A 21,019-nucleotide genomic window follows, 5' to 3' on the forward strand; every position below is an offset into this window, starting at 1 on the left:
CAAAGGATTTTGCCCGTATACTATACAAAATATTTACTACTTTCGGCTCTTACAATATAATATTGCCAAAACAACATTAAAATAATTACTGTTAAAAAGAGGATATTGCATGACATCTGCTAAAAAATTGAGTGCACCACATTAATTTTCATATTCACTTATTCCAGTGAGTTTTTCAATTTCAGAGTAATTCCAATATTTATTCTCCCAATGGTAATACACATCTTTTCTTTTCTTAAATATTCTAAAAGGAGAAATAGTGTTATCATAAATATGGACAATATCACAAATTTCAACTAATTCTGGAATTAACTTAAGTGCTTTTTGATATCTTGATTTGATTTTATCTTCAGGAACTCCATGACCACCCATAGACTCCCTCATCCTTACCCTAGCAATATTTATCTCATAATCATCTGTTAGGACATAGATGCATCTTAAGAAATATCCTTTTTCTTTAGCCTTTTTAAGCAGTTTAAGATTGCGATCTGTTGAAAGCACAGTTTCAAATGTGAAATCTTCATCTTTTTCCAGCATTGATTCCCTAAGCTCTTCGGCTTTCTGTGCAGCCTCCAAATCACTGCATGCAATTGATTTTTTAATATCATCAGCATTTATGTAAACACCTACAGTTTTTGCCATACGTGTTATTGTGGTTTTGCCACCACCATTTGGTTCTGCGAAAATCATGACTTCCGGAAGCCTATTTTTCTGTGACATAAACTCTCCTTCCATCAGGATACTCTAAGTAAGCACGTTTATTTTCATCATCATAACCAGCAATAGGAAGTCCTTTAATTTCACATATTTCCTTATCAAGCTTTATGGATGCTTTAAATAGTTCTGTAAGTTCTTCATCAGAAATTCCATAAGTAGAATCTAATTCATTTCCTTCAACCAAAACAAACCCCCCCTTATTACTAATTGTAATATAAAATATCTACTTCATTTATGATAAATATTTTCAAACTGCGACTTTATGAAAAAACACTTGCCTAATGGATATGGAATTACATTAATTTAACTAAAACTCAAAATCTGTTGAAATATCCATTATATTCATACTTTCCATTAGTATAGTAACCAACCTTTCATCCAAATCAGCGTGATTATCGTGATAATCGATTTCTCCAAATTCACTTCGAATTGAATAAGCAAGGTGTTCTTCATCCAAACTAAAATAAGCATTAATGTTTTCCTTATTCCCCCGAGCATCAAGCCTAATCCATTCATCCAAATCTTTTATATGCACAGTGTTTAAAGCATGAATCATATAACCTTCACTTGCATCATCAGCTCTTGTAAGCAGCTGATAACTGATGCCTGATGGGATATAATTTGCCCTTAAAAGTGCTGAGAGAAGACATGATTTTGTCCAGCATATGCCTGTTTTGTTTTTAAGCACATCACTGGCAGTTCTTGAAACTACATTTGCTTTAATGTCCCAGGAGTGAGGAATTTCATCTCTAACAAAGATGTAACTTCTCTTGATATAATCCAAATTATCATCTGATTGATTCTTTAATTCCTGAACCTTTTTCTGAATATGTGAATCCATATAATCAATGCTTGGAGTTTCTATTAAATATTTTTTCATTTAATTGTTCACTTCATTATAATTAGTTAAATCTAAAATAAAATAATAATATTGTTTTATAAGTCTAAAAAACTTCTTAAAATGGATTTTGCCCGTATACTATACAAAATATTTACTACTTTTAACTCCCACATTATAATATTAACAATTACCTTAAAATAAGTATTGTCAATCAGGAGATTTATGTTATAAAAACTTTTTAGCTTCTTCCATGAATTCTTCAGCATTTTTAATCCATAATTTTGCAATACTTTCAGTAATTCCATCAATAGCATCATAATCAGCATCTTCACGCAAAGATTGTGCACGTGCAAGATATTTGGCTATTTTCCTGTCAAAATCACCTTGATTTACATATACTTGACCAAATAAAGAAATTATGCCCTCATGAGATTTAGGATTATAATCTTTCTTAATCAACAATGCTTTTGAAGTTAAAAACATACAGTAATATGCTGCACTAACAGATGTTGCATATTGCTGGTTGTCAAATAATATTTTGCTTGAGATTAATTTATCATTGGCTTGAAATATATTCATCAACTTCAGACAAGAACAACCCCCTCATCAAGCACATTTGTTAAAAATGAATAATCCTTTGTGTTTTTAAACCTATCAACTGACATAATATGTGGAGAAATCAGTTCCTGTTAATCAAAAACAATATCACCAACAACATCAGTAATAATTGGGTCAATTTCTTCCTAATAATCAGAAACTATTAAAATATCAATATCAGAATATTCAGTATCTTCCCCACGAGCAACAGAACCGAATAATATAATTCTAACTATCTTATCAGAATTAATGGCATTTGCAAACTCATGAGCAATTTTAACACGATTATTCTACATAATCCCCAAATAATCTTTATAATTAATGATATTAATTTCATTAATAATAAATATTTTCAAACTCCGACTTTATGAAAAAACAGAAGTAATGTTAATGAATGTTTTCACAGATAATATACCGAAAAAACAAGTAAAAACAATTATTTAACTCCAACAAATAATATAACCCATATAAATCATTAAAATTTTTGTTGCCAGTATACTATACAAAATATAATGTATTTTTAGCTCTTACAGTATCTTTATATCAGTATTTGATAAATCTCCAATAACAGTTTCATTACATGACTTCATTATAACCCCATCCTCACAGTCATTTTGCATAATAAGAAGAACGCGCAGCCCTGCAGAGGACACATATTCTAGTTTAGAACAGTCAATGAACACACTGTTGAGAGTATTATCTTTCTTAATCTTCTCATAATTGGCAAGAAGCTCAGGTGCACTCAATGTATCAAGATTTCCTGATAAAACCAAATTAAGCCTGTCACCATCAATTGATGCATCCGCATTAAATGACTCTGCCCCGACATCAGAAATGTCAACATTAACTGATTCATCAACTGTAATCTTCCAGATACATACTCTCTTAAAACCTTCCCTAATCTGAGCTACAATCTTAGGATTTGCCTTTTCTAAACTTTTAAACTCAGGCACATGGTCAGCATACGGAAGCCTCTCCAACTTAAATCCCCTGGATTTAATATAATTCATTGCATTCTTCATATTTTCCTGAACATCACCTCGGACGCTAATGGTTATTGTATTCTCTACGGCTTCTACATCAGATTTGTCATCGATTCTATACTTGGACTGCCACATAATCTCCCGTGTTCGCTCCCCATAGAAGGATTTTACTATCAAAAGGTAGAGAAGAGACATCTCAGGATCAATAGTAATCCAGCATCCTCCATGCTCTGCAAGAATCCTTCTAATATTGTCACACAGGACATCCATCTCAGAATCTGTAAGATACATCAGGAGCCCTTCTGTTGTTATGCATACCTCCCCCTCAATCTTATCAAATGCAGACTTAAGCGATTGATAATTAGTTGCATCTACACCTTCAAAATTAACAAGCTTTTTTTGATCTTCATCTAGAAGTGACATGATTACAGGTTCAACTTCATTAATTGTTGCGGGAAGATCCATTCCAACAAATTTCTTGCCACTTTTTGCAAATTCAATGGCCCGAGGTGTAAAACCGCATGGCAAGTCCGCATCTGTAAAACCGGATTCCATTGCGAGTTTTCCATTAGTAAAATATCTTATTTCCATAACAACGCTGTTACAGAAAAGATCAGCCTCATCGACATTAACTGTAGCACTATTCTGCGTATTTTCCAGTGTAAGACCCAACCTTTCGACTACATCTTTGGCATCATCATTACCTGCTGCTGCCAATTGAAAAAGAGTCATCTTGGCAGTGTTAAATATAGGATTTGTTCTTTCCAATAATTCTTGGTCAATTCCTATTCCTTCAAAATTAACCATATTATTCATAATATCCCTATTATACACATATTCCGCCAAATATCGATTTAAAACAAAAAATGAATTTAATACCTATATTATCCACTTTTATTTAATATAATTTTATTTTAGTAGTTACTATATTAAAAAGTTAATCTATTTTTGATGAAATTGAACAACCTCACCTTATAGAAGGTGAGGATTCATAGATTTGTTTTTTGCTCAATGGGTTAATTGAGTCTTTTCTAGGCAATCCTAGCAGAACCCTCGGTTCAATCATTATGTGATTGTTATATAGTAATTTAATTACAATAATATTTAATTTTAAAGAGAGAGCATTTGAAAAGTACTCTCAATTCCATTTATGCAATTCATCCACGACCCTGAAGAGGTCATGGTATTCTTGCATTATTTAGATAAAAACAACACCAACCATATATTATCATATTACTATTTTTAAAATTAGATATTTTGTCTTAAAACTATTAAAATTTCTTATTTTTAAAAATGAGCAATGATTTCATAAAATTATAATTGTTTTAGGAACATGGATTAATACACAACATTGACATTCACTATTACTTATTCAAAACACATTATTGAAACTCTTTCATATATATTCTATTTTAAAATCAGATTTTATTTACAATATTGCATCCGTTAATGTTAATGTCAAATCATTAAATCGAATCTAAAAAAGTAGCTATTGTAGGTAACTGTATGATTTATCATAGGTGTTACAGCATGTGAAACTGCACTTAACTCCATCAAAGACACACTTTTCTCTGCCACTGCAAAATATTATGGCCGGATGAAAAATGGAAATTCTGTTAATTACCATGGATAATTTGTAAAATAAGTGTAATTAATTAGATTAGCAGTTTAAGGAGTATTAAATGCAAGTGTTAAGTTGATAATGAAATTTTTAAAATAAAGGTGCCCGATAAAATTAAATTTAGGTTGACTTGTTGATTTTTTTAAAATATAGTTACATCGAGTTTAATTGATTTAGTGAAGGTACTTCCCAATAATCTTCTAAATTTTACAGTTTTAGCGTAATGAAAAACATTATTCCAAGAATAATATGTTGGTGTAGTTGCATTCATGATAAATAAGATTACATACCAAAGGCCATATGTATATTGTCCTTAGATAAATCATTTCATAATATCATCTAGAGAAATATATAACAATTCAACTAGATTGCACCATTTTTAATTTTAATAATTGTTTTCAGCATAGGCGCAATATTACCATGTTATATCTTGAAAAAAGTGAAACCCCATTATAATATTTTTTATTATAAAAAATAGAACTTATTTAATAAAATAAATTATTTAAAAGATTTTGTCCGTATACTATACAATATATTTACTACTTTATCCGCGATACCATAATATTTGACTCAATATAATATAAATTTTAAACTATATGTTGCAACAAACATCACATCCGTCCCATTATTGTAAATATAATGTAAAACCTATATATTAAAGAAAAATAAAACTTTTAATGATGAAAGAAAAAATTGATATGGTTTCAACACCTAAAAAATCCTTCTGGCAATTAAGCATACCAATAATCGCTTTTTGTATTTTTGATGCGATTTACGGTATTGTCGATATGGCCTGGATATCACAAATAAGCGTTCATGCTTCTTTTGCAGTGGGTGTTTCAATACCTTTTGTTTCTCTCATATTTTCATTCGGCGATTCAATTGGGCAAGGAGCAAATTCCCTGATGTCTCGTTTTATGGGAATTGACGATTATGAAAGTGCATATAATACATTAATTCATGGAATAATTCTAACAAATATAATATGGATTTTTATAGTAATATGCACTTTATTCGCTCAGGGAATATTATACAGTGTAGACCAGGCAGACTCATATATTTTAATTTGGGATTATTTAATTCCAATTATAGCTTTTGCATATATATTCATGTTTGTTAATTTTTTCTCTGAAACTTTACAAGCAGAAGGAAATTCAAGAATACCTACCATATTCATAATTTCATCAAATATTTTAAATATAATATTGGATCCTATTTTTATTTTTAATTTGAATTTGGGAGTTAAAGGAGCATCATATGCCACTGTTTTATCTTCACTAATTCCTTTTATTGTTTTTGTATTTCTATATTTGACTGGAAGAACAAAAATTCCATTATCTAAAAAATACTTTAAATTCCGCCGGTATATACTTGTTGAAATTTTCAAAGTCGCATTTCCTAATTTCCTGGATGATGGATTATGGGCTTTCTCATCATCATTTATTAATGGTATATTAACAATAACAATGGGACCTATTGGACCTGTACTTTATTCCGCATCAAATAAACTTAAAACTTTATTGAGTGCACCTGTTAAGGGTTATGGTAGGGCATTAATGAGCGTTACAGGACATTTATTCGGTGCACATGAATTAAATGAATTAAATGAAATGTATAAATACACACTTAAAGTATCTCTCATAACAACAGTTGTAGTGATGACAGCATTCATAATTTTGCGCGATTTTGCATTCAGCTTTTTTTCAATTACTGGAATGCAAACAGAAATATATTGGATAGCTATTTTGGGAACAGTCATAATGCTTTCAATTCCATTTTCCATTATTTCTTCAAAAATGTTAGACGGTTTTGGAAAAAGTATGTATTCACTGTTATTCACTTGTATCAAAATTGGATTGGAAACCAGTCTAATATATGTATTGAATAATATGCTGTCTAATGGCAGCTGTGTCCTTATTGGAATAACAATTACTGAAATAATATTCGCAATTGTATATTATGTATTCTTAAGATACTTGTTCAAGAATTTTGATGAAAAATATGAAAATAAAGATGTCGTTAAAACGTTCAAATCTGATAATGAACTCGAATTTTTGAAAGAAGATTCGAAAATCAAAGATAATGGAGCGAATAAAAATAAGACCCTAAAAAAAATACTGTTAAATATAGCATTAATAGCCTTGATAATCGGAGTAATATGGATTGTGCTTTCACCTATTTCGGTTAATAATTATCCTATATTCATAGGCGGAATAATTTGTTTAGCTATCTGTACAGTCAGCATCTATCTAATAACAAGATTAAATCGACCTATACTTTCGTTATTTGGATTTGTTGTCTCTGCCATCATACTTTTCACATTCATGCATAGTTATGGTAATGAATCCATTCTTTGGTTTATCCTTGCTGAGATTTTTATAGTGTTTATTACCATAATTCTAAAACGCTAATCTGACACGGTCACAACACATATTAATTGATGTGAAAAAAATTCTCAAAAAAAGTAAAGATGATTAAATGGATTAAGTCATCCATCCCTATCAATCTTTTTAAAAGCTAAAGGATATATGGCAAGCATTATGAAAGTACATAGAAAATGCACAATACATTTAACCAGGTCGGTATTGCCTGCAAATTTCGGGAATAAGACAAAAAGCAATATAAACAATAGGACTGCTCCAACAAGTCTGACTATTGCATCCCTTCTGCTTTTAGGATTTTCGAAGTTAACATATTTTTCCTCAACAAGAAAACCTAATGAAATTCCCAAAGCCAATGCCACATACTTAATATAACTTATTTCAGGACAGAACAATACACCAACCAAAGACAAAGCGATAATAGTCAAATAGAGATATGCCCTATTTTCAATCTTGTCATAAATACGAGCCAATATTAAGATTATTGCCAAAGCAATGATGAACCCTGCAATAGTATCAGTCGGAAAGTGAACGCCTAATCCTACCCTTGAAAGAGCAACAATCAAAACTCCAACCAATCCAATAGATATATATTGAATATTCCTGACGTATATCGGAATTGCCAAAAACAGGTTGGTTGCCATCATCGTATGTCCACTTGGAAACGAATATCCCTGTATTTTAAAATCAAGAGGATTCTGATCGGCCACATCGGCACGAATGCACTTGATTGTATCAACAGCAGCATATGGCCTTAAACGTGCAACTGTCACCTTGACAAATTCACAGCACACACCAGCCACGCCCAACGAAAGCAATGTGAATTTACCCCAATCCTTGTTGTATGCCAAATAGATTAAAATGAATAACAATGCAAGGACATTTTTAGAGACCACCTCTGCAATAACTTCAAAAAATCCTAATACGAAACCTGGAAGAGTACTTTGCAAGAATATTATCAGAGAAACTTCCCACGGAAAATAAAAAACTGTTTCAAACATACTATTGAATATATTTGACATTTAATAAAAAGATTACTAACTGGAGAACTAATTAAAAAGGATTTTGCCCGTATACTATACAAAATATTTACTACTTTTAGCTCTCAATTATTAATATAAAACTAAGAAGTATATATATTTTTATTACTTTTAAATTTATCCCATATTTCAAAAGTTATATTACTTGTATTATATAAAAAATATAATAAAATATGCTCTGACATATATTTACCACTCGAAAGTATTGGAAAATCATCAGCTGATTAACTCAGATTTTTTCATTAAATCGGAATAGTTTTAATATGGTGATGTTATGACTCAAATATAAAAAAAGTCAATATTATTTTACGGGATACTATGTATCCCGTGCAATGTGTTTTAATTAATTTTTAAGATTTCGTCCAGGTCGAGTCTTGGTGAATCATATGTATTGATATGCTCTTCTGACTGATGGCCTAATGCTATACCCATGATAATGTCTTCATCTTCTGGAATCGGAAGATTGTCCCTTAATATGTATGGGTATTTAACAAGTTCATACGCTGGAATGGAGTCCACACCAAGATCTGTTGCTGCAAGCATCAATGCCATGCCAAATCCCCCCAAATCATAAACGGACCATTTTGTATAATCTTTTGGTAAAGTTAAATATACGACTGCAGGAGAATTGAATAAAATATGCTGTGTGTGGAAGAAATATTCTAAATCTTCATCATCTTCGTATTTGCCGATTGCATCCATAAAGTCTGCCATGTTTTTCTGACCCCTTTCGGAGAAGTTGGTTCTGTGTCCCGGATTCATGTCAGCAGATCCTTTGATTTTTTGGTCGTTTTCATCAATCCATGTTTCACGGATTTTTTCCAATGTTTCACCGGTTGCAATGTACACATTCCATGGCTGGCTGTTTTCCCATGACGGAGACATACCTGCAATTTTTACAATTTCACGCAAGATGTCTTCAGATAGTTCATCCTTTTTAAAGTCTCTTGATGAGTGTCTTTTTTTCATAACTTCTATAAATTCCATATTTAACACCTAATTTAATATTTAACACAAGCAAATATAAATTAAAAAGTTATTTCAAACTTACAGGTTAGTTCAAACTAACTTATATCATATCCTATAAATACTAATCCGGACAGATATATAATCAGGTTTTACTTATGGAAAAAAGTATTATATATCAAAAAGGAGCATGTCCCATCAACAGCGTCAATGATTTGTTGAGTAGAAAATGGGTTTTCGGAATCATGAAAGATTTATTTGCAGGCAAAAAGCATTTCAATGAATTCAAGGAGGATAAACCTGAGTTGAGCAATGTTGTGTTGTCATCTACCTTAAAATATCTTGAAGACCAAGGGATGATCTGTAAAAATGTCATTGAAGACGAAAACAGAAGAAATACAGAATATTTCCTAACTGAAAAGGGAAGAAAAATGAATAAGATTTTATATGACATGGTTATTTTTGGATTATATGAACTTGAAGGTGACTTGAGGGACGATGAATTTAAAGAAGAAATAAAAAAAGGTTATGAGGAAATACTGTTATAGGTACTCCCTTGAAAGGGCACTGTCCAATATTTCCGGATTGCTGATTTCAAGCTCTTTAATTTTCTGTTTGAAACCGTCAATCAATTTCTCCTTATCCTTCATGTGTCCACTGACACGGGCAACATTGTTTTGATGATGTCCAAAGAAATACACGGAGTTTGGAACGTCCAATGCATCAATCAGAGCCATTTCATCTTCGATTATTTCCCGTTCTGTCAATTGTACAAATTCACCATTATCCCGCATTTCGGCAAGTCGAGTTCCGGATGGAATTCCGGTTGTTATGATAGATATCATTTTTGGAGGATATGTATTCAATAGCTTTGCCGTATCTTCAACGTGTGCCTGTCTGAATTGTTTTCCACCAGCACCACCCATCAAAAGGGCAATATATCTTATTTTTGAATTTTTCAACTTTTCAAGGGTTTCATATTCCTGAGCGGAAGTGTATCCCTTGTTCAGCAGTTTCAGCACGTCATCACATCCGGATTCAATCCCAACGTAGATGTCATCATACATTGCTTCATATAGCTGATCCAGTTCCTCAGGTTTTTTATGCATGATGTTTCTGATTGAAGTCTGGCATGAGATAACTGATATTTCAGGGAAATATTTGCGAATCATGTCTGAAATTTCCAGTAATTTTTTAGTTGAAAGTGCGAACGGATCACCATTTGCCACAGTAATCTTTCGTAAATTGTGCGGATAAATGCTTGCAAGCTCCTGGAGATCCTCTTCAATATGTTCCATTGGAGACGCTCCAAATTTCACGTCCCTGTACATGTTGCAGAATGTGCACTTGTTCCATGAACAGCCGTATGTGATTTCTAAAATTGGAGTGTTTGCTTCAAGCGGATGTCTGTAAACCGGTCCTGTGTAATGCATATTATCACATCATAAATGTCCTCTCGGCAGTATTGAATCCAGTAATCCAGGATTGTTCTTATCAATTTCTTCAACTCTTTTCTTGAATCTTTCAATCATGTCATCTCGGTATTTGAAGTATTGGGTAATTCTGCTTAAATTGTATATATGTCCTCCGAAGTACAGGCAGTCATCATCCATCTGCAGGTTTTCCAGATGCATAAGTTCCTCATCAAGCATTTCCCTTTCGGTAGGTATTTCAAACTCTCCATTTTCAACCATTTCCTCAAGGAGTGTATTTTCCCGTACTGCAGTGGACATGGACAGAATCATTTTTGGCTTGAACCTGTTGAGCAGTTTTATGGTTTCTTCGCCATTCTGTCTGTAGTTTCCTTTTCCTGCAACACCATACATTACAATGACATTGTAGGTTATTCCGGCATCCTCCAGTTTTTTCAGTTGCTCATACTCATCGGCTTGAGTATATCCTTTTTGCATCTGCTTTAATGCAGGATCATATGCTGTTTCAAGTCCGATATAGAAGCAGTCGTAACCTGCCTGTCGGAGTTTTTTCAAATCTTCAAGTGATTTCGGTTTGATGTTTCTGATTGATGCATAGCAGGCTATTGTTTCCACTTCAGGAAAATACTTATGAATCAAATCGCTGATTTCAAGGAGCCTGTGTGATTGAAGGGAGAAGGCATCACCGTTTTCAACAAAAATCTTTTTCAGGTCTTTCGGATAGTATCTTGACATTTCCTTCAAGTCGCTTTCAATATCCTCAAGCGGAGAAATTCCAAATTTCTGATCGTGATACATTGTGCAGAATGAACATCTGTTCCATGAGCATCCGTATGTGATTTCCAAAAGTGGGGTGTCCGCTTCTGGAGGGGGTCTGTAAACTGGTCCTGTATAATGCATTCTAATCTACCTCATTTTATTTGTAGTCAATATTATGAAAACGATAGTATATAAACTGAAAAGTAAGTATTGCATTACCTGTAAGTTCAAACTTACCTAATTATTAAATAATCAGTTTATACAATATTATATCATGAAAAAGCAAAGATTGGAAACATTTGGCGATGCGATCATCGCAATCATTTTAACCATTCTTGTTTTGAAATTAGCCCAGCCAACATCCCTGACGTTGGACGGGTTTTGGGCTATTAAAGAAGGTTTTCTGGCTTATTTCATTAGTTTTCTGATCATTTTTAATGTATGGTACAACAGCCATAACTTTTTTCATGTCATTGATGATGTCGATGAGCTGACGGTCTGGATGCAGGGATTTACACTGTTTGCAATGTCACTTTTGCCTTATTTCACAAGCATGGCATCTAAAAATCTTTATTCACTTCCTGCCGAGACAATGTACGGGTTAACATTGGTTGGAATTCACATATTTTATGTTTTAACAGTCAAATCCGGAATCAACCACAATACTGATAATGAACAGGTGATGCAAGGAGATTATTTGAATAAACATGTCAACACGCCAATGATTTTCATTTTCATCGGATTTGTTGTCGGATATCTGGCATTTCCTCCTGCAATATTGATTTCCTGTTTGGTTGCAGTCCTGTTCTGGATTATAACATTCAGGCATTTCAAGGACGTGATAATATGAATTCCGAGAGATTTGAAGCCCTGATAGATGCAATAATTGCAATTATCATTACGATAATTGTTCTTGATTTGCCGGTTCCTGAAACGGTTACCTGGAGTTCAATGTTTGCACTGAAAATGAATTTCTTTGCATATTTCGTGAGCTTTCTTTTATGCTATAATTTCTGGAACAATCATCAGAAATTCTTCGGTTACATTGAAAAGATAGACCACAGAGTGATGTGGCTTGGCGCAGGATCAATGTTTGTATTGTCATTCATTCCATACCTGACAAGTCTGATTACCAGTGATTTTGATGCATTTTTCCCATTGTTTCTCTATGGAGGAATATTCATTGTAATCGACTTATTCTTCCTCGAATCATGTTATATCCTGAAAAATATTGACAAAAGTAATGAGGAACTTGAAAACAGGGTTAAAATCATTACCAAAAAGATTATTGTCATTATATTGATTATTGTTGTGGGAATGGTGATTGGTTATGTTGCATATCCTCCGGCAATTCTGTATTCATGTTTCGGATGTCTGATTGCTTCATGGATTATGAGTTATCTTGGAATATACTGAATATGCTTAAAAATGATAGCAGGTGCTTTTTTTGGTTCTGTAGCAGTTATTGCACATCAGACATCTTGACTGTGTGGAACTTCCGTTTTTCCAGTTCTTTAAAAAGTCGTTTTCACATACGAAAGGCCTATACATGGACATATATTCAATGTTTGTGGTGTTTAAGAGTTCATTCATATGATCCTTGTTGTTGAATCCACCGCCCACTATTACAGGAATGTCAACAGAATCGATTAATTTAGTTGTATAATCTATGAGTTCATCTTCTGCGGACAGTTTTTTTGTGAAATACAATGGGGACAGGGGTCTTGTCACCTGAATAGAATCTGCACCAACTTTCTCAAGCAGCCTGCATGCTTCAAGACTTTCTGCTGAATCAAAACCATCTTTTCTTTCATCAAAGGAATTGACTTTAACTGAAACATGCAAATCCAGATTGTCCTTCATTACCTTAATCAGCTCCAGCACCATTCGCATGCGGTTCAAAACGTTTCCGCCATAATCGTCTTCGCGCTGATTATAATATGGATTTATGAACTTTGATAGGAAAAAATTGTTCCCAACAGACAATTGAATACCGTCAAAACCGCAGTATTGCAGCTTTTGAGCTGCTTCAATAATATCTGATTGGATTTTCCTGATGTCTTTGATTGTCAAATCATTGACCGGAATGTCCAAATCGATGCCTCTGTTGTATTTGATGAATTCAACCTGGCCAAAAATAGGAACATCATAGCTATGTGTTATCTCGGCCAGTTTTCTTGCCATTGTCATGAAATTCAGGTTGTCCATCCTGTATGAATGTTCAATGAATTTGTCTTTGGGATATATTGAATATAACTCTGAAGTAATCAGTCCGACGCCACTGGATGCTATTCTTTCGTATCTGTCATATATTGCATCCAAGTCATTTTGCTGGGATTCCCAAAGGCCTGTTCTGATAATGCGGCTGTTGAGTTTCAAATTCCCTAATTTGCATTTGTCAAATATTGTTTTCATGAAAAGTAATTAGTAAAAAGTAGTATAAAAATAAATAAGTAATTCTAAACTAACTAGTTTTCAAATTTAAAGTATTTGGGATGGAGTTGTTTTTTTGCAAAGACATTATCAAAACTGAAGAGGCATTGAAAATCAGTATTGATAAAGTTATTGTACCAATCGAAAATAATTATTTTGAATAATGCACCATATAATTTATTACTTATTTTATATAAAAAATATAATAAATAATATAATAAAATATATGAAATGATTATTATGGGAATTACTGATTATATTAAAACTAGACTATTGAATAATAGGGTGGAACAGTACAACACCAAGCGCAGCTATTGGGGTGAAGATGAAAGACAACCTAGAACTGATGGAATCAATACTGGCCTTGAATTGCATGATGCACTTCCACCAGTTATTAATAAAACAATAGCTAATGCACGTTATGCTGTTAAACTTGACGGTTACACTTCAGGTATCTTGAAAAACAGAATTGATAAAGCTAATGTTAATATGGTTCTTGTTGATAAGGAAAACAAATTATCTCAAGAGCAGAAATTGACATTAATTTTGTGGGCCAGAAAAATTGACATTTCTCAAGTAGCTAAAAATATTCTGCAGGGTGGAATGGTTGATGGTGAAGGCCTTATTAAGCCTGTTCAACGTTGGGATAAAAGCATTGGCAAATACATTAAACCAGTATTCTTAGAAATAGGCGCACACGGTTACGGATTGAAGAAAGAATTTAATGATGATAATGAAGTGCAGCTATACCTTCATGAAATGCCTAAGGATATTGTTAACGGATCTCCGGAAGAGTTTGATAATTATGTTAGTGTCGAAGAGGGAACATTAACGGTCAAGTATGAACCTGAAGAGGTCATTAACTTCATGTATAATGAAATATACTGTGAAGCTCAAAGCATTATCCTAAATTGCCTTGATGATATATACCACAAGTGTAATCTGGAGAGAAATCAAGTGGAACGTATCAACAAGGACAATATTATTGAAGTTAAACCTGCAATGGATGCAAACGGTCAACCATATATTACTGAACTTTCATCCACTGCTAAGGAAAATCTTTATGCTGATTATGGAACTACTGCTGGAAGTAATGTAGCTATTGTACCTCCAGGAATTGAATCTAAAATACTTGGTGGTAACAACTACCAGTCCGATTATACAAGACAAACTGAAATCTTTAGGAATAATATTTTAAGGACATTTGTAACTCCACAGTCTCAGGCAGGTAATGAAAAATCCAACCAGAATGTGGCAGAATACATTAACGATTCGGCTATTACAGGGTTTATAGTTAATGTGGCCAACGACCAGAAATGGGTGTTAAAGTATTGCAATCAGTTATTGAATATGCAACTGGAGCTGATGGGCATTAGTGAAAGTTTGGATATTTACTTCAGCTATTCAAGAGATGATGTTTTAAGATACATTATGGAATTGTCTTCTGAAGGTGATGAAATCTATAAGAATTATCTTTCCAACTTTGAAGAGGAACAGCCTGTAGGTGAGAGAATCCTAACTGAAAGTGGGGTTGAAGTATAATTATGCTTCAATCCTTTTTTAGCTTCTCAGGGAAGCTATTATTGACCTTACCATTGTTATCAGACAGCATATGCTTATCGCAATCGGATAGCCTAAAAGCGCAATGACAAATCCAAATATGAAGATTACAAAAGGAGTGTACAATGCTGTTTGAATGTTCATCGCCCTTTTTATGTAGTCCCTGTTTTCCTCGTTGACTTTAAGCAATGATTTTGCCATTACAAATAGAATTATGTCAACCGCAATGAAGTCCAGGCCATATATCGCCTGCGGAATGAATGAATTGGGGTTGTTTGCAACAAAAGTCGTAATATAAGGAACAAGTGAAAAAACGAGCATCAAAAGGATATTCAGCCAGATTATCCTTGTATTGATTTTGTCGACATGATTGTAGATAATGTGGTGGTATTGCCATAGGTTGGCGCACACAAGAAAGCTTATGAAGTATGCGAAATAGGATGTTCTTAAAGCCCAGATTGATGCAAGGGATGCTGTTGCAGGCTGAGGCAATTCCAAAACAAGCACTGTCACTATAATTGCAATGATTGCATCATAAAAAGCTTCAAGCCTATTTGTATCCATAAGATTCTCTTCACCCATGGTATTGTATTTGGAATTTATGTTATTTGAATTATTTTATAATAAAAGTTTATATAAAATAAGTAATAAAATATATAATAAATAATATAATAAAATGTGATAAGATGAAACATGAACTTTTTAAAATCGGATCATATGACTACTCCGACCTGGATGATAGACTTGACAAACCTGCAATATGGAGCGAAGATGATCTAAAGCTAATAGCTGAAAACTATAGAGGAGGAATTCCACTAACTTCAGAGCATGACAATATCTACGTTGGCATCGGAAATAATATTGAATATGAGGAAGGAAAGCTATTCATTGAAGTTCCGGACGAACTGGATATGGAAGGAAAAGGCCTATCTCCTAAAGTTGATGTCTTATTAAAAGATAAAGGAGATTCATTTGGAATTGATACTATGAGCTTAATAGATGTCGGTGTAACTAAAAACCCTAGAAAAATTACCCTATTGAATTCTGAAATAACTGGTGAAACTGGAAATCCTGAACCTGCACCACAACCTCAGCCTGCACCTAGCAAAGATGCTAATGTCGCAACTAGCTTGCTTTTAGAGAAGCTGCAAGGTAAAGATGCTGAGATTGGAAAGCTTCAGGATGAAATAAATAATCTTAAAGAAGAATCTAAAAAATATGATGAGATTAAAAAAGCTATTGAAGAAAATAAGGAATTTATAGATTCTAAAGATGATATTCTAAAAGAATTATCTGAATTAAGAAAAGCTGAAAACGAAAGGAAAATAAAAGAATACGAAGCCAAATACAACTTTAATTATAATGAAAACCCTCAGGATAAAGAGATAATTGATAAGCTATTGTCCGGTGATGTTGATATGGAATTAATGGAAAAACTGGCTGAGAGAAGAATTAAAATTGAAGCTAGTAATGATGGTTCAACTCCTGGTGGCCGCAATCCTTCAAACTCTGGTGATGTTGGAGAAACTGGTGAAACTGGCAACACTGGAGATGAAGATGCACCATCCTTTACAACTCGTGAAGAATATAATAAGATATTAAAAGATATGGGTTTTAATCGTACCAGAATTTAGCGATGATGGTGTTTTATTGCTTTTCACCGGAGCTAAAATTTTTGATATGTAGGAAACTCGTTATTGTTGGGGAAGTGTTTAATGTGACGCTTCTCCTTAAAAATTATAATTAAGTTTACCAAACTTAACCCCGAACCGACCGCTAAAGGGTCGGTTCTTAAATTTGACAAATTCATCTATGCCAAATCCATAAACTCGGAACAGGGGGACAAGCCCCTGTTCCTCGGACTTGACAATGACATTATTGTTATGTCTATAGTATAGCCTTTCGCTAACGCTCAAGGCGTCCAGTCCTCGCTTACGCTCGGACGGAACATAATCTTTTATTAGTTGTTTACCTACACAATCCTGACAAGAGAGGATTTACTTTTCAAAAGCAAGTTTCTGATAATGGCTGAGGTTAATGTTAGTCTGGATTTGGCTAAGGCTATTGTTATCATTAATGTTATTGATTAAATTTAATTAATTTAATTTTGAAATAATATATTATGAAAATTATTGTTCTTAATGCGAGTCCAAGGAAAAAGGCTAATACTGCGGAACTATGTAAACAGGTAGTGAAAGGTGCTGAAGATAATGGTGCTGAAGTTGAATATATTGATTTATACAGTTATGACTTCAAAGGCTGTATGAGCTGCTTTGCATGTCACTTAAAGAAAAACAAAGATAATCCATTATGTTACTGGAGAGATGATTTAAAAGAAATTCTTAAAAAATGTCTTAAGGCAGATGCTATTGTTATTGGTACACCAATATATTATGGTTCAATCACATCTTCTGCTCAGGCATTCCTTGAAAGACTATTGTTTGCAGCAGACACTTATCTGCTTGATGAGGAAGGAAACAGAATTTCCAAAATCAAAAAAGAAATCAAAACTGCAATGATTTATACAATGAATGTCACAGAAGAGATGAGTTATTTCAATGGTGAAGAGCAACTTGCAATAATGAGGGGATATCTTACAAACATATTCGGAGAATGTGAAGCGCTATATGTTTATGATACAAAACAGTTCAAACAGTATTCAGCATATCTGAATAATATGTTTGACCCTGAACTCAAAGATCAAAGCAATAAAACACAATTTCCCAAAGATTTAAAAAGAGCCTATGAACTGGGCCGAAGAATATCTGGGGAATAAATCTTTTTTTTATTTCTAATCATACTTTGCTTATTGAATTTATCAATGTTAATGTCAATTAAATCAAAAGCAGGGTTCTGGTTTTAATTATCTGATACATATCTCACATTGACAATCGTGGTTGTTAATATTCGACTTGCTTTCAACCCGCACATATATATCAAAGTGTAGGGGAAAACAAAATCCGAATATTGAATCGTTAATGTTAATGTTAATGTTAATATTACTTTTTTTATTATATAATTTATATAAAAAGGATAATAAATTATTAATCATGACATTGCAGAAAAAATTACAAATCAATATTGTCATGAGCAATTACAACCAGAGAAGCAGCAGCTATTCATCCAGCTATGATTATATCTTCTTGGACAATTTAGCAAGCAGTTCTTACTCCAATTATTTCAGAAGTGATTTGAAAAACCTGAAAATCAAAACCACTAACGGTACTGAAAGTCAGGCATTATACATTCCATCTTATGGACCACAAGGTGCAGCAATGCTTGCAAGAGTTCCTGTTGGTCAGATTTCACAAACCACAAAGCTACTCTTGGACGTTCATGATACCGGAACAGCATTTTCAAGCACTTTATCAACTGGTAATGATGTATTAATGTTTGATGCAAATAATGATACATACTCACAATTTTTCATGAACTACTCAGGTTTATCATCAAATAATGATTCAACAGATGGAGGGCATTTCTTAAGAGCCAGATTTGTTCCAAACCTTGAGGGAACTTCTCCAACTGATTTATTTACAACATTTGCTTCAGGTCAACCATTAGCCAACAATCGTGTTGTTGTAGCCAGATTCAAATATATTAACGGTAATGTTTTTGTTAATGATAATGCAACATATCATGGTTCAACCATTGGAGGCATGATGATGCAAATTGATGGAACTCTCTCACCTGATGAGTCCAATGTAAAAGCTACTACCTGCTATTGGGGCGGTGAAAAAGATTATTGCATGTTTACTGGTGCAAAAACTTTAGTATTGGCCAGTTCATTTGACGCCTACAACGAGGGAAGTGATGAGGAGGGAAACTGGAAACAATATCATTTTCATGACCGTGTGGGAACCGGTTCATCAAATACATCAGATTATCTTGAAGGATTCAGCAGGAACAATCAAAGCAAAATTTATCAAACCAATTATGCTGAGATTGAAATCTCTCCAACATTGTATGCTACAACTGATTTTGAAGATTTCAACTATGTTGATTTAAAATGGCTGATGGTATTTCCATCCCCCTTGTTTGCAGCTAATGGAATTGCCCAGGTAACTGTAACTGAAAGGGATAAAACTGGCATTCGATTATATAAAGGAAGTCATGAGTATACCAAAGCTTACAAAGGCTCAACGTTAATGTGGGATGCCAATGATGAGGACATGAGCGATACTGGACTTCATATTCCAGATAAAATTATTAACCATAATTGGGATTGGGTGTTTTAAAATGATTATAGATTATCAGGATTCATCAACAATAGGACATGGCCGTGGATATCCGACAGGCCTTGAACATACGCAGAAAATGGACGTAATAGCTTGCCTTCTTGATGAGGGCGAAAGGACATATGTTAATGATGAGCATACTGCTTGGATTTGTTCCAATCAGTGTGCGGTAGGGGATATGGTAACATTGGACATGTCTTCAACTATGGAGCATACAATAGTCAGAAAAGCTCAGGCAGGTGAACTGGCTTTCGGTTATCTTTTAGGCAAAGTCCAAGTCAAGACTTCAGGTTTGACTCTTGTTACTGTGGCAGTGCTTGGTGATGTTTTCAGACTGAAACTCAAAAGGCCAGTAGCTGAAGATATATTGCCAAATACAAGAATCTACATTGACAGTGACGGTGAATGCAATCCTGTTGAAGGACATGATTTAAGATTGCTTTCAATCGTTAATCTCCAAAATAATGAGGATACAGATTACATTAGAGTTTACCGCCAGATGTCTGAGGTGGAAATGTATCCTGAATCCCAGAACTGCATTGATCTTGGAGACTGCAGTTTTGAACAGGATGAGATAACTCATGTGGTAAACATGATTGTACCAACAGAATCAAACATTATGGCGCAGGCCAATTATGTCAAGGATGCTGACGGCGTTACCTATTGTGAACTTCCGGATGTAGCTATTGTCAATAATGTAAGGTTCGTATGGGAAGACAACAAATTGTACATGGAATGGGAAGGTTGTGATGATGGCCAAAATGTATATTTTATATAAAATAAATAATAATTTATATAATAAATTACATAATAAAATATATAATATTATTAGTGAGGGATTAACATGACAATAAGGAAACTCGTCGGAACTTTAGAAAACAAAGGACCATACATCGACCAGTCAACAGGCCACTGGTTTTACTGGAACGGCACAAGATATGTCGATTCAGGTTATCCTTACGCTGTTAAACCCATAATATCATTTAAAATCGAAGATGGAATATTATACTACTCAATAACTTGGGAGGCACAATGAAATACATAAAATACTTTGAAACAGTTGAAGAGTACGAGTCCTGGATGAAAATAGAAGAAAACGCTGAAGAAGTGTACCAGTCAGAAGAAAAGATTCTTGTTGACGGCGTTATTTTAAGCCACACATACAAAGAGGAGGAAATTTAAATGATTTACGAATTCCTGGAGAAAAACAGAAAGGACATTGACATTTTAACTTCATTTCTTGTTACAGCCATTCCAATCATCATGTTATACTCAGAGGCATTGGGAATCAGTGAAAACACAATCCCCTATTGTATTCTCATGATCGTATTGGGAATAGCCAGTCATTACGCAAGCAGAATAAGAGGCGAAGGAGATGTTGAAGACGCAAAACAAAAAGCTAAAAGAGTTTTGGGTTACCCTGAAAAACAATAAACTTCTTTGGAGGATA

General features: G+C 33.6%; 25 protein-coding genes. 13 read left to right on the plus strand and 12 right to left on the minus strand.

Annotated features, from left to right (window positions below):
• Positions 1 to 141: 141 nt before the first annotated feature.
• The 6 genes from ACKI44_RS06790 to ACKI44_RS06815 form a co-directional block, all read right to left on the minus strand.
• Positions 142 to 720: a zeta toxin family protein gene (locus ACKI44_RS06790; RefSeq protein WP_407422811.1), complete on the minus strand. Its 579-nt coding sequence runs from the start codon at positions 718 to 720 to the stop codon at positions 142 to 144.
• Entirely contained in the window at positions 704 to 901 is a 198-nt protein-coding gene (locus ACKI44_RS06795) for a hypothetical protein (RefSeq protein WP_292845744.1), read from the minus strand. Before ACKI44_RS06795 ends, ACKI44_RS06790 begins: the two co-directional genes overlap by 17 nt.
• Before the next feature lie 123 nt (positions 902 to 1,024).
• Positions 1,025 to 1,597: a transglutaminase family protein gene (locus ACKI44_RS06800; RefSeq protein WP_292845747.1), complete on the minus strand. Its 573-nt coding sequence runs from the start codon at positions 1,595 to 1,597 to the stop codon at positions 1,025 to 1,027.
• Between the two features lie 186 nt (positions 1,598 to 1,783).
• The gene (locus tag ACKI44_RS06805; RefSeq protein WP_407422814.1) at positions 1,784 to 2,137 is read right to left on the minus strand and encodes a HEPN domain-containing protein; all 354 of its coding nucleotides are present in this window, start codon (positions 2,135 to 2,137) and stop codon (positions 1,784 to 1,786) included.
• A gap of 164 nt (positions 2,138 to 2,301) precedes the next feature.
• Complete coding sequence (locus tag ACKI44_RS06810) at positions 2,302 to 2,430, minus strand: nucleotidyltransferase domain-containing protein (protein ID WP_407422873.1); 129 nt, start codon at positions 2,428 to 2,430, stop codon at positions 2,302 to 2,304.
• Between the two features lie 252 nt (positions 2,431 to 2,682).
• A complete protein-coding gene (locus ACKI44_RS06815) occupies positions 2,683 to 3,954 on the minus strand; it encodes an STAS domain-containing protein (protein ID WP_407422816.1) in 1,272 nt (423 codons plus the stop codon).
• Positions 3,955 to 5,439: 1,485 nt separating this feature from the next.
• Between ACKI44_RS06815 and ACKI44_RS06820 the strand changes: the two genes are divergently transcribed.
• A complete protein-coding gene (locus ACKI44_RS06820) occupies positions 5,440 to 7,170 on the plus strand; it encodes an MATE family efflux transporter (RefSeq protein WP_407422818.1) in 1,731 nt (576 codons plus the stop codon).
• Between the two features lie 77 nt (positions 7,171 to 7,247).
• Here the strand turns inward: ACKI44_RS06820 and ACKI44_RS06825 are convergent, their stop codons facing one another.
• On the minus strand, positions 7,248 to 8,141 hold the full coding sequence (locus ACKI44_RS06825) for a phosphatase PAP2 family protein (RefSeq protein ID WP_407422820.1): 894 nt from the start codon (positions 8,139 to 8,141) through the stop codon (positions 7,248 to 7,250).
• A gap of 378 nt (positions 8,142 to 8,519) precedes the next feature.
• A complete protein-coding gene (locus ACKI44_RS06830) occupies positions 8,520 to 9,167 on the minus strand; it encodes a nitroreductase (RefSeq protein ID WP_407422822.1) in 648 nt (215 codons plus the stop codon).
• A gap of 137 nt (positions 9,168 to 9,304) precedes the next feature.
• Here ACKI44_RS06830 and ACKI44_RS06835 point away from each other — a divergent pair, with 137 nt between their 5' ends.
• Entirely contained in the window at positions 9,305 to 9,694 is a 390-nt protein-coding gene (locus ACKI44_RS06835; RefSeq protein ID WP_407422824.1) for a winged helix-turn-helix transcriptional regulator, read from the plus strand.
• Here the strand turns inward: ACKI44_RS06835 and ACKI44_RS06840 are convergent.
• Both ACKI44_RS06840 and ACKI44_RS06845 read right to left on the minus strand, forming a co-directional pair.
• A complete protein-coding gene (locus ACKI44_RS06840) occupies positions 9,689 to 10,579 on the minus strand; it encodes a radical SAM protein (RefSeq protein WP_407422826.1) in 891 nt (296 codons plus the stop codon). The two genes, ACKI44_RS06835 and ACKI44_RS06840, sit on opposite strands and share 6 nt — an antisense overlap.
• A 9-nt stretch (positions 10,580 to 10,588) precedes the next feature.
• A complete protein-coding gene (locus tag ACKI44_RS06845; RefSeq protein WP_407422828.1) occupies positions 10,589 to 11,479 on the minus strand; it encodes a radical SAM protein in 891 nt (296 codons plus the stop codon).
• A gap of 133 nt (positions 11,480 to 11,612) precedes the next feature.
• Between ACKI44_RS06845 and ACKI44_RS06850 the strand changes: the two genes are divergently transcribed.
• Together ACKI44_RS06850 and ACKI44_RS06855 are read left to right on the plus strand one after the other, a co-directional pair.
• Positions 11,613 to 12,188 (plus strand): TMEM175 family protein, encoded by a 576-nt coding sequence (locus tag ACKI44_RS06850; protein ID WP_407422830.1) that lies wholly within the window; start codon positions 11,613 to 11,615, stop codon positions 12,186 to 12,188.
• Positions 12,185 to 12,754: a TMEM175 family protein gene (locus ACKI44_RS06855; RefSeq protein WP_407422832.1), complete on the plus strand. Its 570-nt coding sequence runs from the start codon at positions 12,185 to 12,187 to the stop codon at positions 12,752 to 12,754. Before ACKI44_RS06850 ends, ACKI44_RS06855 begins: the two co-directional genes overlap by 4 nt.
• Before the next feature lie 6 nt (positions 12,755 to 12,760).
• On the opposite strand, the gene ACKI44_RS06860 is transcribed toward ACKI44_RS06855, so the two are convergent.
• Entirely contained in the window at positions 12,761 to 13,753 is a 993-nt protein-coding gene (locus ACKI44_RS06860) for a tRNA-dihydrouridine synthase (protein ID WP_407422834.1), read from the minus strand.
• Positions 13,754 to 14,002: 249 nt separating this feature from the next.
• Between ACKI44_RS06860 and ACKI44_RS06865 the strand changes: the two genes are divergently transcribed.
• Positions 14,003 to 15,313: a hypothetical protein gene (locus ACKI44_RS06865; RefSeq protein ID WP_407422836.1), complete on the plus strand. Its 1,311-nt coding sequence runs from the start codon at positions 14,003 to 14,005 to the stop codon at positions 15,311 to 15,313.
• A gap of 18 nt (positions 15,314 to 15,331) precedes the next feature.
• Here the strand turns inward: ACKI44_RS06865 and ACKI44_RS06870 are convergent, their stop codons facing one another.
• A complete protein-coding gene (locus ACKI44_RS06870) occupies positions 15,332 to 15,913 on the minus strand; it encodes a TMEM175 family protein (protein ID WP_407422838.1) in 582 nt (193 codons plus the stop codon).
• 104 nt (positions 15,914 to 16,017) lie between these two features.
• Here ACKI44_RS06870 and ACKI44_RS06875 point away from each other — a divergent pair, with 104 nt between their 5' ends.
• The 8 genes from ACKI44_RS06875 to ACKI44_RS06910 all read left to right on the plus strand — a co-directional run bounded on the left by ACKI44_RS06875 (position 16,018) and on the right by ACKI44_RS06910 (position 21,003).
• Positions 16,018 to 16,965 carry a hypothetical protein gene (locus tag ACKI44_RS06875; protein ID WP_407422840.1) on the plus strand — a complete coding sequence of 316 codons (948 nt, stop codon included), beginning with the start codon at positions 16,018 to 16,020 and terminating at the stop codon, positions 16,963 to 16,965.
• Positions 16,966 to 17,295: 330 nt separating this feature from the next.
• The gene (locus ACKI44_RS06880; RefSeq protein WP_407422842.1) at positions 17,296 to 17,421 is read left to right on the plus strand and encodes a hypothetical protein; all 126 of its coding nucleotides are present in this window, start codon (positions 17,296 to 17,298) and stop codon (positions 17,419 to 17,421) included.
• A 32-nt stretch (positions 17,422 to 17,453) separates the two neighbouring features.
• A complete protein-coding gene (locus ACKI44_RS06885) occupies positions 17,454 to 18,107 on the plus strand; it encodes a flavodoxin family protein (protein ID WP_407422844.1) in 654 nt (217 codons plus the stop codon).
• A 274-nt stretch (positions 18,108 to 18,381) separates the two neighbouring features.
• Positions 18,382 to 19,569, plus strand: a complete 1,188-nt coding sequence (locus ACKI44_RS06890; protein ID WP_407422846.1) for a hypothetical protein — start codon at positions 18,382 to 18,384, stop codon at positions 19,567 to 19,569.
• Position 19,570: 1 nt separating this feature from the next.
• Positions 19,571 to 20,347, plus strand: coding sequence for a hypothetical protein (locus ACKI44_RS06895; protein ID WP_407414926.1), 777 nt, complete (start codon positions 19,571 to 19,573; stop codon positions 20,345 to 20,347).
• A 66-nt stretch (positions 20,348 to 20,413) separates the two neighbouring features.
• Complete coding sequence (locus ACKI44_RS06900) at positions 20,414 to 20,605, plus strand: hypothetical protein (RefSeq protein ID WP_296811474.1); 192 nt, start codon at positions 20,414 to 20,416, stop codon at positions 20,603 to 20,605.
• The gene (locus ACKI44_RS06905; RefSeq protein WP_292799589.1) at positions 20,602 to 20,751 is read left to right on the plus strand and encodes a hypothetical protein; all 150 of its coding nucleotides are present in this window, start codon (positions 20,602 to 20,604) and stop codon (positions 20,749 to 20,751) included. The genes ACKI44_RS06900 and ACKI44_RS06905 overlap by 4 nt, the downstream gene beginning before the upstream one ends.
• Positions 20,752 to 21,003 (plus strand): hypothetical protein, encoded by a 252-nt coding sequence (locus ACKI44_RS06910; protein ID WP_407414922.1) that lies wholly within the window; start codon positions 20,752 to 20,754, stop codon positions 21,001 to 21,003.
• Positions 21,004 to 21,019: the final 16 nt, after the last annotated feature.

Origin of the sequence: Methanobrevibacter sp. (assembly GCF_045646205.1) — an archaeon.
Taxonomy (GTDB): domain Archaea; phylum Methanobacteriota; class Methanobacteria; order Methanobacteriales; family Methanobacteriaceae; genus Methanocatella.